The following is a 14,988-nucleotide window of genomic DNA, read 5'->3' on the forward strand; positions in this document are numbered from 1 at the left end:
GGCCGTGCGGGAGCCGGTGCGGGAGACTGGTCGACATGGCGGCTCGTGGCTTCCCGTACACCGATCTCAAGGACTTCATCGCGGCGCTGGAGCGCGCGGGGGAGTTGCGCCGGATCGACGTCCCGGTCGATCCGACTCTGGAGATCAGCGAGGTGGTCACCCGCACGGTGCGGGCCGGCGGCCCGGCGCTGCTCTTCGAGCGTCCGACCCGGGGCGAGATGCCGGTGGCGATCAACCTGTTCGGCACCGAGAAGCGGATGGCGATGGCCCTCGGCGTCGACTCGCTGGACGAGGTCGGTGCCCGGATCGGCGCGATGATCAAGCCGGAACTGCCGGTCGGCTGGTCGGGCATCCGGGAGGGCCTCGGCAAGGTCATGCAGCTCAAGTCGCTGCCGCCGCGCAAGGTGAAGACCGCCCCCTGCCAGGAGGTCGTCTACCGGGGTGAGGACGTCGACCTCAACCGGCTGCCGGGGTTGCAGGTCTGGCCCGACGACGGCGGGATCTTCCACAACTACGGGCTGACCCACACCAAGCACCCGGAGACCGGCAAGCGCAACCTCGGCCTGTACCGACTCCAGCAGCACGGCCGCAACACCCTGGGCATGCACTGGCAGATCCACAAGGACTCGACGGCGCACCACGCGGTCGCCGAGCGGCTCGGGCAGCGCCTGCCGGTCGCGGTCGCGATCGGCTGCGACCCGGTCGTCTCGTACGCGGCCAGCGCGCCGCTGCCCAGCGACATCGACGAGTACCTGTTCGCCGGGTTCCTGCGCGGCGAGCGGGTGGAGATGGTCGACTGCCTCACAGTGCCGTTGCAGGTGCCGGCGAACGCGCAGATCGTGCTGGAGGGCTACCTGGAGCCGGGTGAGCGGCTGCCCGAGGGGCCGTTCGGCGACCACACCGGCTTCTACACGCCGGTCGAGCCGTTCCCCGTGCTGCACATCGAGGCGATGACCATGCAGCGCAAGCCGGTCTACCACTCGATCGTCACCTCGAAGCCGCCGCAGGAGGACCACGGCCTCGGCAAGGCCACCGAGCGGATCTTCCAGCCGCTGCTCAAGCTGATGATCCCGGACATCGTCGACTACGACCTGCCGGCCGCCGGCGTCTTCCACAACTGCGCGATCGTCTCGATCCGCAAGCGCTACCCGAAGCACGCGCAGAAGGTGATGAACGCGATCTGGGGCGCGCACCTGATGTCACTGACCAAGCTGATCGTGATCGTCGACGAGGACTGCGACGTGCACGACTACAACGAGGTCGCCTTCCGAGCCTTCGGCAACGTCGACTACGCCCGCGACCTGCTGCTCACCGAGGGTCCGGTGGACCACCTCGACCACTCGTCGTACCAGCAGTTCTGGGGCGGTAAGGCTGGCGTCGACGCGACCCGCAAGCTGCCCACCGAGGGTTACACCCGCGGTTGGCCGGAGGAAATGAGCATGAGCCCGGAAGTCACGGCCCTGGTCGACAAGCGCTGGAAGGAGTACGGGATCTGATGGCCGTCATCGACGCACCGACGGCGAAGCCGGGCCGGACCAAGTCCTTCCTGAAGCTCGTCGCCGTCGAGCACTCCGTCTTCGCGCTGCCGTTCGCGTTCCTCTCCGCGCTTGCCGCGATGCAGAGTTCCGGCGGGCGGGTACGGTGGCTCGACCTGCTGCTGATCACTGTTGCGATGGTCGGGGCGCGGACGTTCGCGATGGCCGCCAACCGGATCCTCGACCGTAAGATCGACGCGCGGAACCCGCGTACCGCCGGTCGGGAACTGGTCACCGGAGCGGTGAGCGTGCGGACGGCCTGGACCGGCGCGGCCGTCGCGCTTGTGGTCTTCCTCGTTGCCGCCGCCCTGCTCAACCCGCTCTGCCTGGTGCTCGCGCCGCTCGCCGTGGTGCCGCTGGTCGTCTACCCCTACGCCAAGCGGTTCACCAACTGGCCGCACGCCATCCTCGGGATCGCCCAGGCGGTCGGCCCGGTCGGCGCCTGGCTGGCGGTCACCGGCACCCTGGACGGCTCCGGACCGGCCTGGCTGCTCGGCGCGGCGGTGGGGCTGTGGATCGGCGGCTTCGACCTGATCTACGCCTGCCAGGACTCCGAGATCGACAGGGAGATCGGCGTGCACAGCGTGCCCGCCCGGTACGGTCGGCGCTTCGCGTTGCACGCCTCCACCGTCGCGCACGTGGTGACCTTCGCCCTGTTCATCTGGTTCGGTGCGCTGATCGGTCTCGGTTGGCTCTGGTGGATCGGGCTGGCGCTGACCGCTGTGGCGTTCGCCTACCAGCACCTGGTGGTCACCCCGACCGACCTCAGCAAGGTCAACCGGGCGTTCTTCACCGCAAACGGGTTCGTCGGCATCGCGCTGTTCCTCTTCGCACTGCTCGACCTGGTGATCCGGCTCGGCCTACGGCCCTGAGGCTGGGTGGTCCGGCTCGGCCTACGGCCCTGAGGCTGGCGGGGTGGTGCTGACCGGGTAGCGGGCGCTCTCGAAGGTCCAGTCGATGGTCCCGCGCACGGCGTTCGCGATCCCGTCGAGATGGTCGGCGACCGCCTCGTCCAACGCCGGGCCGAACGACGGCACCGCGGCGCGCAACGCGACGAAGCGCCGCATCGCCTCCCGCCAGTGCTCGGCCGCCCGTTCGACCGCCTCCGCCTCCGGCACGCCCAGTTCGGCCTCGATGGCGAGGACCAGGTTGTGCCCGCCGGCGGTCACCCGGTCCCGTTCCAGCGAGGCCAGGTCGTTGTACCAGGAGAGCAGGTCGTTGCCGGTGCGAGCGATCTGACGCAGCAGCGGGTGGTGGTAGACCGGGTCGGGCAGTGGCCGGCCGCTGACGAACTCCACAAGCGGGTACGACACCTCCGCCGCCGAGGTCGACCGACGCAGCTCGACGTACTCGTCCACGCCGGGACGGCGGCCGGCCTCCTTGTTGACGGCCTCCTGCCAGGTGCCGTCGAGGTGTCGGGCCACCGCGTCGGCGAAACGGTGCCGCCACCGGGCCGGCATCCGGCGGCGCGGCTCCCGCCAGGCCAGCACCAGCAGTCGCCGCAGCGGGCCGGTCAGCCCGGTCTGCCGCAGCCGGGTGCCTTCGTGCAGCAGTGCCACTGTGCCGTTGCGCAGCGCCCGGATCTGCTCCGGCGTCAACCGACTCGGCCCGTCGCAGGCGTCGTCCACCAGGAAGAACCAGGTGAACAGTGCGGCCAGCGCCCGCAGGTCGGCTTCGGTCGCCGCCGGGTAGAGCCGCGCGGCGTACCGGGCGAAGGCGCCCCGGGACAGCCGGTGCAGCGCGGCGGCGTCCAGTGGAAGGCCCAGCTCGGGCAGCAGACCGAGCAGCCAGTCCTGCACACGATCGGCGTGTGGTGGTGGAAGCCGGGGCGGGATCGGACATTCGCCACGCAGCGCCCGGAGGATCTCGCCGGTCGTCACCGATGCCTCCTCCTCGAGATGGTTCCGGTGCGAATCGCCAGCGGCAGCATGTCAGGTCGGTGGGATGCGCAGGTACCCCGTCCGACATGTCGGACTGGACCAACCCCGGGGGTGCCCACCAGCGGACCAGCCGGACCAGGCAGGCTGGGGGCATGCGGGAACCATGGGTGGTCGGGGTCTCCGGTGCCTCCGGTACGCCGTACGCGGCGGCCGTGATCGGCGGACTGCTCGACGCGGGCGAGCCGGTGGACCTGATCGTGTCCCGGGCGGCACGACTCACAGTGCTCGACGAGACCGGCCGACCCTTCCGTGACGGGCACTGGGCCGAGGACCTCGCCGCCTGGCTGGACCGCGACCTGACCACGGCGGATGTGCGGCACTGGCCGGCCGGCGACCTGGCCGCAGGGCCGAGCAGCGGCTCCTACCGGGTACGCGGGATGGCGGTGGTCCCGGCCAGCACGGCCGCCTGCGCGGGCATCGCGATCGGGCTCTCCAAGGACCTGTTGCAGCGTGCCGCCGAGGTCAACCTCAAGGAACGCCGTCCCGTGGTGCTGGTCCCCCGGGAGACACCGGTGACCCGCAGCCACCTGGAGCACCTCATCGCCCTGCACGACGCGGGCGCGGTGGTGCTGCCGGCCAGCCCCGGCTTCTACGGTGCCGGCGCGGCGGCCAGCGCGCAGCAGTTGGTCGACTTCGTGGCCGGCAAGGTGCTGGACGCGCTCGGCGTCCCGCACACTCTGTTCCGGCGATGGTCCGGCCAGCTTGGCGCAGCCCGAAGCTGAGCCGTCCCGCTCATGCTGAGTCGTCCGCTCGCGCTGGGCACCGTTGTGCTGCTCAGAACGAGCGGTGCTGCCGCCCGGCTGTTGGCCGAAGCGGGACGCGGACCGGACTGGTGTCCGGTCCGCGTGGCGTTGTCCGCACCAGTTCAGTACATGCCGGCGTTGGCCGGACCCGGCCCCGTGGATGCCGCCGGCCCCACGTTGCGTGGTTTACCGACCTCATCCACCTCGTCCAGCATGCCCTCCCCCTCAAGCAGGGCTCGCACCTCGGATTCCCGAAACCGGCGATGCCCGCCTGGAGTCCGGATGCTTCCTATCCGGCCGGCCGCCGCCCATCTCGTCACAGTTTTCGGGTCTACCCGAAACAGCGCGGCGACCTCACCCGGTGTCAGCAGGCGATCTCCAGTGTCCACAGCCCCCTCCTCGCGTCGACGAAGCCCCCGGCTGAACACACTGCCCCCGGCTGGTGCGTAGCCCAGAGCCGTCATGAGGGACGTATGGCAATTACAGCACCAGGGACATGGCCTGTCCGCCCAAACGCGAAAAATGCACTGAGTGGGGAGTTAGTAATGTTACTGGTGCTACCTCTGCCCTGACCGGCGGTTTATGAACAGTGACTCACCGCTCAGTCCAACGGGTGCCGAAGGCCGCACGTTACGTGTGAACGGTTAAGGTCACTCTCTGTGGATGCCATCGACCTGAGCCTCGTCGACCTGCTGCGCGGCAACGCCCGCCTCTCGTACGCCGAGTTGGCCCGACAGGTGGGCCTCTCGGCCCCGGCCGTGCACGAGCGGGTCGGCAAGCTGGAGAGCAGCGGCGTGGTCCGGGGCTACCGCGCGGACGTGGCCCCGGAGTCGATCGGGCTGGGTGTCACCGCGTTGATCGGCATCGTCGAGGACTCCGGCGCCGACAGCGACGACATGCTTGAGTCGCTGCGGGTGCTGCCCGAGATCGAGTCGTGCTACTTCATGGCCGGCGTGGAGTCGTTCCTGCTCAAGGCGCGGGTCGGCACGATCGCCGAGCTGGAGCAGTTGATCGTGCGGTTGAACCGGACGCCCGGGGTGGCCTCCACCCGTACCGCCATCGCGCTCTCCACCAAGTGGGAGAACCGACCCCAGCCGGTCGGCCCGCCCGCGGCCTGACCGCCGCGTACCCCTGGTGTCGCACCGGCGGCCGGCGGTAGCGTGCGCCGATGACCCAGCCGGCGCGTCCCGTGGCCGTGGTGACCGGCGCTGCCAGCGGCCTGGGCCGCGCCATCGCCACCGCGCTGCACACCGACGGTTGGTCAGTGCTGCTCACCGACCTCGACGCGGTGGCGGTGCAGAGCGCCGCGGCGCCGCTCGGCGGCTGGTCGGCCGCCCTGGACGTCCGGGACGAGGACGCCTGCGCCGCCATCGCGGCGACCGCCGCAGGCCGGGGCGACCTCGCCCTCTGGGTCAACAACGCCGGCATCCTGGTCACCGGGGCGTCGTGGGAGCACGACGCCGCGACCCGCCGTCGGGTGCTCGACGTGAACACCCACGGCGCCATGAACGGCACCCTCGCCGCGCTGACCGTGATGCGCGGGCAGGGCCACGGCCACGTGCTCAACGTCGTCTCGTTGGCCGGGCTGGTCGCCGCGCCCGGCGAGACGGTGTACGCGGCCAGCAAGCACGCCCTGCTGGCGTTCAGCCTCGGCACCCTGTCCGACCTGCGGATGGCCGGGTACCGGCGGGTGCACGTCTCCTGCCTCTGCCCGGACGGCATCTGGACCCCGATGCTGCACGACCGGCTGGACGACCCGGGGGCGGTGGCCTCGTTCACTGGATCGATGCTGACCGCGCAGCAGGTGGCGGCCCGGGCGGTCCGGCTGGCCCGCCGGCCACGTCCAGTGGTCAGCCTGCCCCGCTGGCGGGGAGCGCAGGTGCGCCTGTTGGACGCCCTGCCCAGGTTGGCCGTCGCACTCACCCCGCTCGTCCGAGCCGCCGGCCGCGCCGGTCAGCGCCGCCAACGCCGCAGGTCAACGCCGCCGGACCGGCGCTGACCACAGCTGGCCCGCTTGCTAGGTTTCCGAGCGTGACTCATCTCGACCGGTGCGACGAATCCAGCCGAACCTGGGTGACCGAGGCGATCGCCGCCGTCGAGGCAGACGCGAACCGGTCCGCCGACACCCACCTGCTGCCGTTCCCGCTGCCCCGGGAATGGGGGATCGACCTCTACCTGAAGGACGAGTCGTCACACCCCACCGGCTCGCTGAAGCACCGGCTGGCCCGCTCACTGTTCCTCTACGGGCTCTGCAACGGCTGGATCGGGCCGCGCACCACTATCGTCGAGGCGTCGTCGGGTTCCACGGCGGTCTCCGAGGCGTACTTCGCCCGCATGCTGGGCCTGCCGTTCATCGCCGTGATGCCCGCCTCCACCTCGCCCGAGAAGATCACGCAGATCGAGTTCCAGGGCGGCCGGTGCCACCTGGTGGACGACCCGGCGAGCGTGGTGGTCGAGGCCCGCTGGCTCGCCGAGGACTCCGGCGGGCACTTCATGGACCAGTTCACCTACGCCGAGCGGGCGACCGACTGGCGGGGCAACAACAACATCGCCGAGTCGATCTACGCGCAGTTGGAGCTGGAGCGGCACCCGATCCCCGCCTGGGTCGTGGTGGGCGCCGGCACCGGGGGCACGAGCGCGACCATCGGCCGGTACGCCCGGTACCGCCGGCTCGCCACCAAGCTCTGCGTCGTCGACCCGGAGAACTCGGCGTTCTACCCGGCCTGGCTGGCCGCCGACTGGTCGGTACGCACCGGGAGGGGCTCCCGCATCGAGGGGATCGGCCGGCCCACCGTGGAGGCGTCGTTCCTGCCCTCGGTGGTGGACCGGATGGTCCAGGTGCCGGACGCGGCGTCCCTGGCCGCCATGCGCGCCGGATCGGCGCTGCTCGGCCGCCGGGTGGGCGGGTCCACCGGCACCAACCTGTGGGGCGCGTTCGGCCTGATCGCCGAGATGCTCGCCGAGCGTCGGACCGGCTCGGTGGTCACCCTGATCTGCGACCCGGGCGACCGGTACGCCGACACGTACTACGCCGACGACTGGGTGGCCGCACAGGGCCTCGACCTCACCCCGCACCTGGCCACCATCGACCGCTTCCTGGCCAGCGGAGCCTGGCCCGCCTGAACCGGTCAGCGGGTCCGGGTCCGTCTGAGGCCGATCGACCGGCCCTGACCCGCCGGTGTGCTGATCAGCGCGGGTCGATCCGTTCGGCCAGCCCCGGGTAACGCACCACGTAGCCGCTGTCGTCCAGATCGATGTCGGCCGTGAAGGTGCCGCTGGCGAAGCGCACCCGACCCGGCCCGAGCCCGGTGTAGATCTGCTCGGCCGGCACCACCTCCAGGCCGGGCAGCAGCACCCAGGCAACGGTGATCCGGTGTGCCACATCGGCCGGCTCGGCCGCCATCCGAAGCCGGTGCACCGGCAGGGTGTTGAACAGCGGCGAACCGCTCAGGTCGACGTCGAGCGCATCGGCCAGCCGGTCCGGGTCGTCCGTACCCGGCAGACCGGCCCGGCGATGACCGGCCGCGACCAGGGCCGCGTCCAGGTTGCCCTGCTCGGCGGTGGTCACCCGCCAGCGGCCGGCGGCCCGCTCCAGGGTCACCCGGCGCAGCCAGCCGAGACCCTCGGCCTCGACCTCAACCCGGGTGGTGGCCCAGTCCGGCGTGGTGGTCAGTTGGTAGCGGGCGGTCCACGGGATCGGGTCCACGGCGAGCAGAGTGCCCCGGGCCGCCAACCCGTTGCCGTCGTCGAGCAGGACCTGCTCGCTGCCGGCGGTGTCAGTCCGGGACCAGAAGATTGACTTCGGCATGGTCGGCATGAGCCGGACGTTACGCGACCTGCTCGGTATCGGCAGCGCATGCGCGAACGCCGCCGCGAAGCCTGGGCTTCACGACGGCGTTCGGTGGATCAATCAGTGGGTACGCGCTGCCGGTCGCCCGCCGAAACCGCGCCGATCGTCACGCGGGCGGTCCTCGCGGGGCCGGTCGTCGCGGGGCCGGTCGTCGCGGGGCCGGTCGTCCCGGACCCGGCTCTCCGGGCGGAACCCACCCCGAGCGTCCCGGTCGCCGAAGCGCCGCTCGCCGGTCGGTCGGTCGCCCCGACCGTCCCGGTCACCGAACTGCGGCCGGTCGCCGAACCGACGCTCGCCCTGCGGCCGGTCGCCGTAACCCCGGGTGTCCCGATCGGCGTAACGCCGCTCGCCCTGCGGCCGGTCGCCGTAGCTCCGGTCGCCCTGCGGCCGGTCGCTGTGCTGCCGATCGCCGAAGCGCCGCTCACCCTGCGGGCGGTCGCTGTAGCTCCGGTCGCCCTGCGGGCGGTCGCCGAAGCGGCGCTCGCCGGTGGGCCGGTCGCCGTAGCGGCGCTCACCCTGCGGGCGGTCGCTGTAGCTCCGGTCGCCCTGCGGCCGGTCGCCGTAGCTCCGGTCGCCCTGCGGCCGGTCGCCGAAGCGGCGGTCACCGGTGGGCCGGTCACCGAAGCGCCGGTCACCCTGCGGCCGGTCGCCGAAGCGGCGGTCGCCGGTGGGCCGGTCGCCGAAGCGCCGGTCACCCTGCGGGCGGTCGCCGAAGCGGCGGTCGCCTCCCGTGCGGTCACCGAACCGGCGCGGTCCGCCGGAGCGGTCGCCGTAGCCCCGGGGCTCGGCCTCGACGCGGACCGGGACGCCACTGGGCTCGCGGGCGCCGACCAGCTCGGCCAACGCCGCGTCCCCGACCCGGACCCGGGTCTCGGCCGGCGCGACGCCGGCCTTCTCCATCATCGCCAGGGTGGTACGGCGCTGCTTGGGCAGCACCAGCGTGGCGACCGCGCCCGACTCACCGGCCCGGGCGGTACGCCCCGCGCGGTGCAGGTAGTCCTTGGGGTCCTTCGGCGGGTCGACGTGCAGCACCAGGGTGACCCCGTCGACGTGGATGCCTCGCGCCGCCACGTCGGTGGCGACCAGCACGTTCATCCGGCCCTCACGGAACTCGGCGAGCGTCTTGGTGCGCATCCGCTGGGTCTTGCCGCCGTGCAGCCCACCGGCGCGTACGCCGACGGCCGCGAGCTGCTCGACCAGCCGGTCCACCCCGAGCTGGGTGCGGGCGAAGACCATGGTCCGGCCATCCCGGGCGGCGATCGAGGCCGCCACCGGGAACTTCTCGTGCGGCGGGATCAACAGCATGTGGTGGTCCATGGTGGACACCGAGGCGGTGGACGGCGCCGTGGAGTGGGTGACCGGGTCGGTCATGAACCGCTTGACCAACGCGTCGACGTCACCGTCCAGGGTGGCCGAGAAGAGCAGCCGCTGACCGTTCGCGGGCGTCTTCGCCAGCAGATCGGTCACCTCGGGCAGGAAGCCCATGTCGGCCATCTGGTCGGCCTCGTCGAGCACCGTGACCTCGACGTCGTCGAGCTGGCAGATGCCCCGCTCGATGAGGTCGCCGAGCCGGCCCGGGGTGGCCACGATGATCTCCACGCCGCGGCGCAGCGCGTCGATCTGACGGTCGTACGGAACGCCGCCGACGGCGGTCTTGAGGAAGATGCCGACGGACTTGCCCAGCGGCACCAGGGCGTCGTTGACCTGCATGGCCAGCTCGCGGGTGGGCACCAGGACCAGGGCGCGCGGACGCATCGGCCGGGCCCGGTTGCGGTTGGCCAGCCGGGCGATCATCGGCAGCCCGAAGGCGAGCGTCTTGCCCGAACCGGTCTGCCCGCGGCCCAGCACGTCGCGGCCGGCGAGCGCGTCCGGAACGGTGGCCCGCTGGATCTCGAACGGGCTGGTGATGCCCTGCTGCGCCAGCGCGCGGACCAGCGGCTCGGGCAGGCCCAGGGCGGCGAAGCTCATCGGTTCGGCGGTCTCGGTCGGCTCGGCCTGCGCGGTCGCCACCGGCGCGGTGCCGGCCTCGCTCGGGGCGACGTCGAGCTGCTCCCGGGCGGCGTCGGCCGCCGGGACTGAGTTGAAAACGGACGTAACGGTGCTGGGGTCAGCAGAGGTGGTCAACAAAAACCTTTCGAGCGGGGCGCATCTTCGCGATGGCCTGCCGCGGCTGTACCGCCGGATCGCCCGCAAGATCGCCCAGGGGCGCACACCACGCGCGCCGGGTCAGTGATCTCAGCCAGTGTACGGCGGTCTGGCGAAGCCGCCAGCCGGTTGACCGACCGTAGTGGGCGGACTCACCATCGCTGGCGCTCGCTGGCTCACCCGTTGAGCACGCTGCCCACCAGACCGTCCAGGGCGTCACCAGCCAGCAGAACGACCATGACACTGATCGCCACCAGCAGCCCCAGAGCGGCGGCCAGCACGATCATCACCCGGGTGTTCCTGGACTGCTCGGCCGGCGTGTCGGACCAGCCCTGGGCCAGGATGTGCCCGGTCAGCGAGCCGGAGGTCTCCACCGCGTTGGCGGGAATCGCGACAGTGGTGAAGCCGGCGCCCTCGCCGTTGCCGTAGACGGTGCCGGCCAGGTCGGTGCGACTGTCGTGCCGCCCACCACGGGCGCCGGCAGCGTCCCGTCCGGCGGAACCAGCCGGTGGGCCGCTCGGTGACGCGGTCACCCGGGAGTTTCCGCTGTTGCTGGTCGACGAAGCGGCCCCGGCGGTGGACGGTGGCCAGCTCGGCAGCGCTGGTGCGGGCACCACCGGCGGCGCGGAGGCGGCTGCCCCGGCCCATCCGGCACCGGACGTCGGGCGGGTCGCCCCACCGGGGGACGGCCACCCGGCCGGTGGTGCGGAGACCGGAGCGCTGGCCCGTACGCCGGGCGTGTCGGTCATCGCCGGCGGCGGCGGAAACGGCGGTGCCGGCATCGGGCCGGGCGGGGCCGGTGGTGCCGGCACCGGCGGACCGGGTGGCGGCAGCGGCGGGCTCGGGACGGGTGGCGTCGGCGGGCCGGGCATGGGCGGCACCGGCGAGGGCGGTGGGGTGGGCGGGCCGGGAACGGGCGGCACCGGATCGGGCGGCGGCGTGGGTCGAGGACCCGGCGTCGGCACCGGACCGGGCGGGTACGGACCCGGGGCCGGCGCGGGCTCCGGTTCCGGTGGCGACGGCTCGGTCGGCCCGGGGCCGGGTGGCGTGGGGTCGGGCTCCGGCTCCGGAGTCGACGGCGTCGAGGGCGTCGAGGGCGGGGCCGGCTCGGCACCCACCGGCGCGGCTCGATAGACGGCGGGTGCGCTCTCGCGACGGTCCGGGGTGCCCAGGGCGCTGGCGGTGCCCCGGCTGCTGCTCGGAACCGTGGCGCTGGCCCGGGCCGACGCGGAGGAGTCGCTTCGCTGGCCCGGCAACGACACGTCGGCTGGGCTGGCCGAGCCGGTCGCACGGTAGGTGGTCGCGGTGACCGGAGCGCTGGCCGGCAGGTCACTGCGGAGAGCACCGGCGGTCACGACGCTGGCACGTGCGCGTACCGGTGCGGCCGTCGGGCTCTGGCGCTCGTCGCCGTCGGCGGACGCGTCGCCATCGGCTTCGGTCGAGGCGTCCGCGACGACCGCCGCCGTGCCACTGCCGACTGTGGCACTGCCGACCGGGCCGCTGACAGCCGGGGCGGCGTCGCTGTCATCGGATCCGACATCCGCCGAGCTGGTGTCGCTGCCTGTCGAGCTGGTGGCGGCCGGGCTGGCGTCGCTGGCGGCCACCGGGTCGGCGGTGTCCGGCCCTGGCGGGCCGGCCTGGTCGACCACGGGGTCGACAGTCTCCGCCGGATCTCTCTGCTCGGCCATTTCCGCCCTCCGCGCCATGCTCGCACCCGGACCCGTGACGTCGAGTCGGATGTGCCTGGTTGTCACGGTGCCACAGATCTTCCCGAGCGGACAGCCGGAGCCGGTCGTGGCGGATCAGCCCGTGGCGGTGGGGCTGCTCGTCGCGCTGCCACTGCCCGTCGCGCTCGTGCTGGCCTTCGGCGTGGTAGTCGGAGACGCGCTGGTCGGCGCGTTGCTCGGTGCCGAGGGCAGAGTCGTCGGAGTGTTGCTCGGGGTGTTCGACGGCTTCGGCGTGGTGCTGCCGGTCGGGGTGGGCGTCGGGGTGGTCGTCAGCGTCGGCGTCGGCGTGGGCGTCGGCTTGGTGGTCTTCGTGGGCGACGGGGTCGGCGTCGGCTTGGTGGTCTTCGTGGGCGACGGGGTGGGCGTCGGCTTCGGGGTCGAGACGGGCGGGGTCGGATTGGTCACGACCGGTGCCGGCACCGCGCCGATCACCCGGGTGGCGGCGTACAGCCGGGACCAGCGGACGACCGAGATCTTGACGACGTCGCCCGTGGTGGGCGCCTGCACCATCTTGCCGTTGCCGATGTACATGCCGACGTGGTGGATCGTCGTCCAGCTGCTGCCCGAGGCGAAGAAGAGCAGGTCGCCGGGGAGCAGCGCGCTCTGCGGGACGGTGCGGCCCCTTGTGGCGGCGTACTGGTCGCGGGAGACCCGGGGCAGGTCGAAGTAGTCGGCGCCGGGGGACCGGTACGCAGCCCACATCAGGCCGGAGCAGTCGAACTCGTTCGGCCCCTCCTCGGACCACTTGTACGGGTCGCCGAGCTGGGCGAGCGCGTACCGGACCGCGGCCAGCGCCCGGGGGTGCGCGGCCATGCCGCTGATGCTCTGGTTGGAGACGTAACCGGCGCCGATCTGCTGCTCGGCGGCTTCCTGCTGACGTTCGATCTCGATCAGCGCGGCGGCGTTGTCCCGGCGCAGCTTGAGCAGGCTCGCCTCGGCGGTGCGGAGCGCCGTCTCACCGGCGGTGAACTCCGCCTCGGCGGCGGCGAGCAGCTCCTTGGCCTGGGTGTGCTTCTGGTACGCGGCCTGCTCGCCGGTGCGGGCCCGGGACAGTTCCCCGGCCACGCCGGTGGTGCCGCCGTCGACCTTCTCGCCACGGGTGATGGCCTGGAGGCGGCTGAGCCCACGGATGTCCTGGGCGAAGTCGCCCGGCGGCAGCGCCGCGGCGGCCTTGACGGCCTCGGCGGCGGCGGTGTCGGCCGTCTGCTGGGCCCGGAGCAGCGCGTCCTGCGCGGTCGCCAGCGCCTTGCCGGCAGCGTCGACCTGCGCCTGCGCGTCGACGCGTTTCTGCCGGCTCACCAGCAACGCCTCGCCGAGCGCGCCGACCTGGGTCTCACCGGCGGAGATCGCGGTGGCCAGTGGGCCGTTGCCGATGTTGACCACCGGCGGGGCGGGCACGCCAGCGACCGGCGCGCCGCCGGGCAGCTGAAGCGAACCGGTGACCGCCGGGCGCGAACCGGTGTCCGGCACTGTGGTCGGCACGCCGGGCTCCGCGTACGCGGGGGTGGCCAGCACGGCCGCGGCGATCGCGCCGAGCAGGGCGGCCCAGAGCTTCGGACGCAGGACCGGCGAGATCACCGGGCTCCGTCGTCGCTGCCGTCGCCCGCGCCCGCTGTAGACCATGCCGCTCCCCGTCCAACCGCTCGTCGCCGCGCTCGGTGGGCGCGACCGCCGGGACGGTACCAGTGTGTGTGTTCCGCCCCACCTTGTTACTACCGCACCTCGCCACCCTTGTCGATGCGTTGGCGGGTTACGGGAGGCTGAGAGTCTGGTGAAGTGGGTCGCTGCCGGCGACCGTGCCGCCGGGCCCTTCGGCGCCGCGACGTACGCTCGATCCGGACCGCAGGTGGAAGGGACGTGCCATGGACGCCGGACTCAAGCGTGAGCTCGAAGCGAAGGTGTACGCCGGTGAGCGGCTGACCCGGGAGGACGGGGTCGCCCTCTACGAGAGCGACGACCTGACCTGGCTGGGGCGGCTGGCGCACCACAAGCGCACCGAGTTGAACGGCGAGCGGGTGATGTTCAACGTCAACCGTCACCTCAACCTGACCAACGTCTGTTCGGCGTCCTGTGCGTACTGCTCGTTCCAGCGCAAGCCGGGCGAGAAGGACGCGTACACGATGCGCATCGACGAGGCGGTCCGCAAGGCCAAGGAGATGGAGGACGAGCAGCTCACCGAGCTGCACATCGTCAACGGCCTGCACCCCACGCTGCCCTGGCGTTACTACCCGAAGGTGCTGCGCGAGCTGAAGGCGGCGCTGCCGAACGTCAAGCTCAAGTGCTTCACCGCGACCGAGGTGCAGTGGTTCGAGAAGATCAGCGGCCTGAGCGCCGACGAGATCCTCGACGAGCTGATGGACGCCGGCCTGGAGTCGCTGACCGGTGGTGGCGCGGAGATCTTCGACTGGGAGGTCCGGCAGCACATCGTCGACCACGCCTGCCACTGGGAAGACTGGTCGCGCATCCACGCCCTGGCCCACAGCAAGGGCATGAAGACCCCGGCGACGATGCTGTACGGCCACATCGAGGAGCCCCGGCACCGCGTCGACCACGTGCTGCGGCTGCGCGAGTTGCAGGACGAGACCGGTGGCTTCGCGGTCTTCATCCCGCTGCGCTACCAGCACGACTTCGTCGACTCGGCGGACGGCAAGATCCGTAACCGGATCCAGGCGCGCACCACGATGGCCTCGCCGGCCGAGTCGCTGAAGACGTTCGCCGTCTCCCGGCTGCTCTTCGACAACGTGCCGCACCTGAAGAACTTCTGGGTGATGCACGGGTTGTCGGTGGCTCAGCTCTCGCTGAACTTCGGCGTGGACGACCTGGACGGCTCCGTCGTCGAATACAAGATCACCCACGACGCCGACTCGTACGGCACCCCGAACACCATGCACCGGGACGACCTGCTGCACCTGATCTGGGACGCCGGCTTCCAGCCCGTCGAGCGGGACACCCGCTACAACGTGGTCCGGGAGTACGACAAGGCCCCGTCGCTTGCCGAGCGGCGCGCCGAGCCGCAGCAGGTCTGGGCCTGAGCCACCACGTACCCTC

13 protein-coding genes are annotated in these 14,988 nt (G+C 72.2%); 7 read left to right on the forward strand and 6 right to left on the reverse strand.

The genetic code is table 11. The annotated features are described in order from the left end of the window. The first annotated feature begins 35 nt into the window (after window positions 1-35). Together MED15_RS09030 and mqnP are read left to right on the forward strand one after the other, a co-directional pair. Window positions 36-1,496 carry a menaquinone biosynthesis decarboxylase gene (locus MED15_RS09030; protein ID WP_112586383.1) on the forward strand — a complete coding sequence of 487 codons (1,461 nt, stop codon included), beginning with the start codon at window positions 36-38 and terminating at the stop codon, window positions 1,494-1,496. Beyond that, window positions 1,496-2,407: a menaquinone biosynthesis prenyltransferase MqnP gene (gene mqnP / locus MED15_RS09035; RefSeq protein ID WP_112735324.1), complete on the forward strand. Its 912-nt coding sequence runs from the start codon at window positions 1,496-1,498 to the stop codon at window positions 2,405-2,407. The genes MED15_RS09030 and mqnP overlap by 1 nt, the downstream gene beginning before the upstream one ends. 21 nt (window positions 2,408-2,428) lie before the next feature. Here mqnP and MED15_RS09040 read toward each other — a convergent pair whose 3' ends face one another. Further along, window positions 2,429-3,415 (reverse strand): terpene synthase family protein, encoded by a 987-nt coding sequence (locus tag MED15_RS09040; RefSeq protein ID WP_112735326.1) that lies wholly within the window; start codon window positions 3,413-3,415, stop codon window positions 2,429-2,431. 152 nt (window positions 3,416-3,567) lie between these two features. Between MED15_RS09040 and MED15_RS09045 the strand changes: the two genes are divergently transcribed. Beyond that, window positions 3,568-4,197 carry a UbiX family flavin prenyltransferase gene (locus MED15_RS09045; RefSeq protein WP_091395700.1) on the forward strand — a complete coding sequence of 210 codons (630 nt, stop codon included), beginning with the start codon at window positions 3,568-3,570 and terminating at the stop codon, window positions 4,195-4,197. A gap of 143 nt (window positions 4,198-4,340) precedes the next feature. Here MED15_RS09045 and MED15_RS09050 read toward each other — a convergent pair whose 3' ends face one another. Next, window positions 4,341-4,607, reverse strand: a complete 267-nt coding sequence (locus tag MED15_RS09050; RefSeq protein WP_007454516.1) for a BldC family transcriptional regulator — start codon at window positions 4,605-4,607, stop codon at window positions 4,341-4,343. Between the two features lie 270 nt (window positions 4,608-4,877). On the opposite strand from MED15_RS09050, the gene MED15_RS09055 reads away from it, so the two are divergent. The 3 genes from MED15_RS09055 to cds1 are packed head-to-tail and all read left to right on the forward strand — an operon-like array spanning window position 4,878 to window position 7,341. Further along, complete coding sequence (locus tag MED15_RS09055; RefSeq protein WP_091395696.1) at window positions 4,878-5,336, forward strand: Lrp/AsnC family transcriptional regulator; 459 nt, start codon at window positions 4,878-4,880, stop codon at window positions 5,334-5,336. Window positions 5,337-5,386: 50 nt separating this feature from the next. Then, window positions 5,387-6,217: an SDR family NAD(P)-dependent oxidoreductase gene (locus tag MED15_RS09060; protein ID WP_112735328.1), complete on the forward strand. Its 831-nt coding sequence runs from the start codon at window positions 5,387-5,389 to the stop codon at window positions 6,215-6,217. Between the two features lie 32 nt (window positions 6,218-6,249). After that, window positions 6,250-7,341, forward strand: coding sequence for an L-cysteine desulfhydrase Cds1 (gene cds1, locus MED15_RS09065; protein ID WP_112735330.1), 1,092 nt, complete (start codon window positions 6,250-6,252; stop codon window positions 7,339-7,341). 64 nt (window positions 7,342-7,405) lie between these two features. Here the strand turns inward: cds1 and MED15_RS09070 are convergent, their stop codons facing one another. The 4 genes from MED15_RS09070 to MED15_RS09085 all read right to left on the reverse strand — a co-directional run bounded on the left by MED15_RS09070 (window position 7,406) and on the right by MED15_RS09085 (window position 13,563). Further along, window positions 7,406-8,035, reverse strand: a complete 630-nt coding sequence (locus tag MED15_RS09070; protein ID WP_244220419.1) for a putative glycolipid-binding domain-containing protein — start codon at window positions 8,033-8,035, stop codon at window positions 7,406-7,408. Between the two features lie 93 nt (window positions 8,036-8,128). Then, complete coding sequence (locus tag MED15_RS09075; RefSeq protein ID WP_112735348.1) at window positions 8,129-10,036, reverse strand: DEAD/DEAH box helicase; 1,908 nt, start codon at window positions 10,034-10,036, stop codon at window positions 8,129-8,131. Between the two features lie 353 nt (window positions 10,037-10,389). Further along, window positions 10,390-11,901 (reverse strand): hypothetical protein, encoded by a 1,512-nt coding sequence (locus MED15_RS34545; RefSeq protein WP_112735332.1) that lies wholly within the window; start codon window positions 11,899-11,901, stop codon window positions 10,390-10,392. Between the two features lie 114 nt (window positions 11,902-12,015). Next, window positions 12,016-13,563: a C40 family peptidase gene (locus tag MED15_RS09085; RefSeq protein ID WP_112606272.1), complete on the reverse strand. Its 1,548-nt coding sequence runs from the start codon at window positions 13,561-13,563 to the stop codon at window positions 12,016-12,018. Between the two features lie 239 nt (window positions 13,564-13,802). Here MED15_RS09085 and mqnE point away from each other — a divergent pair, with 239 nt between their 5' ends. Beyond that, window positions 13,803-14,972 carry an aminofutalosine synthase MqnE gene (mqnE, locus tag MED15_RS09090; protein WP_091395685.1) on the forward strand — a complete coding sequence of 390 codons (1,170 nt, stop codon included), beginning with the start codon at window positions 13,803-13,805 and terminating at the stop codon, window positions 14,970-14,972. Window positions 14,973-14,988 lie beyond the last annotated feature (16 nt).

Origin of the sequence: Micromonospora noduli (assembly GCF_003264475.1) — a bacterium.
In the GTDB taxonomy this organism is placed as follows: Bacteria; Actinomycetota; Actinomycetes; order Mycobacteriales; family Micromonosporaceae; genus Micromonospora; species Micromonospora noduli.

What these genes read in the sequence shown, in the direction of transcription:
- MED15_RS09030 (WP_112586383.1), top strand. Translation starts at nt 36, where the DNA reads ATGGCGGCTCGTGGCTTCCCGTACACCGATCTCAAGGACTTCATCGCG.
- mqnP (WP_112735324.1), top strand. Translation starts at nt 1,496, where the DNA reads ATGGCCGTCATCGACGCACCGACGGCGAAGCCGGGCCGGACCAAGTCC.
- MED15_RS09045 (WP_091395700.1), top strand. Translation starts at nt 3,568, where the DNA reads ATGCGGGAACCATGGGTGGTCGGGGTCTCCGGTGCCTCCGGTACGCCG.
- MED15_RS09060 (WP_112735328.1), top strand. Translation starts at nt 5,387, where the DNA reads ATGACCCAGCCGGCGCGTCCCGTGGCCGTGGTGACCGGCGCTGCCAGC.
- MED15_RS09070 (WP_244220419.1), bottom strand. Translation starts at nt 8,035, where the DNA reads ATGCCGACCATGCCGAAGTCAATCTTCTGGTCCCGGACTGACACCGCC.
- MED15_RS09075 (WP_112735348.1), bottom strand. Translation starts at nt 10,036, where the DNA reads ATGAGCTTCGCCGCCCTGGGCCTGCCCGAGCCGCTGGTCCGCGCGCTG.
- MED15_RS34545 (WP_112735332.1), bottom strand. Translation starts at nt 11,901, where the DNA reads ATGGCCGAGCAGAGAGATCCGGCGGAGACTGTCGACCCCGTGGTCGAC.
- MED15_RS09085 (WP_112606272.1), bottom strand. Translation starts at nt 13,563, where the DNA reads ATGGTCTACAGCGGGCGCGGGCGACGGCAGCGACGACGGAGCCCGGTG.
- mqnE (WP_091395685.1), top strand. Translation starts at nt 13,803, where the DNA reads ATGGACGCCGGACTCAAGCGTGAGCTCGAAGCGAAGGTGTACGCCGGT.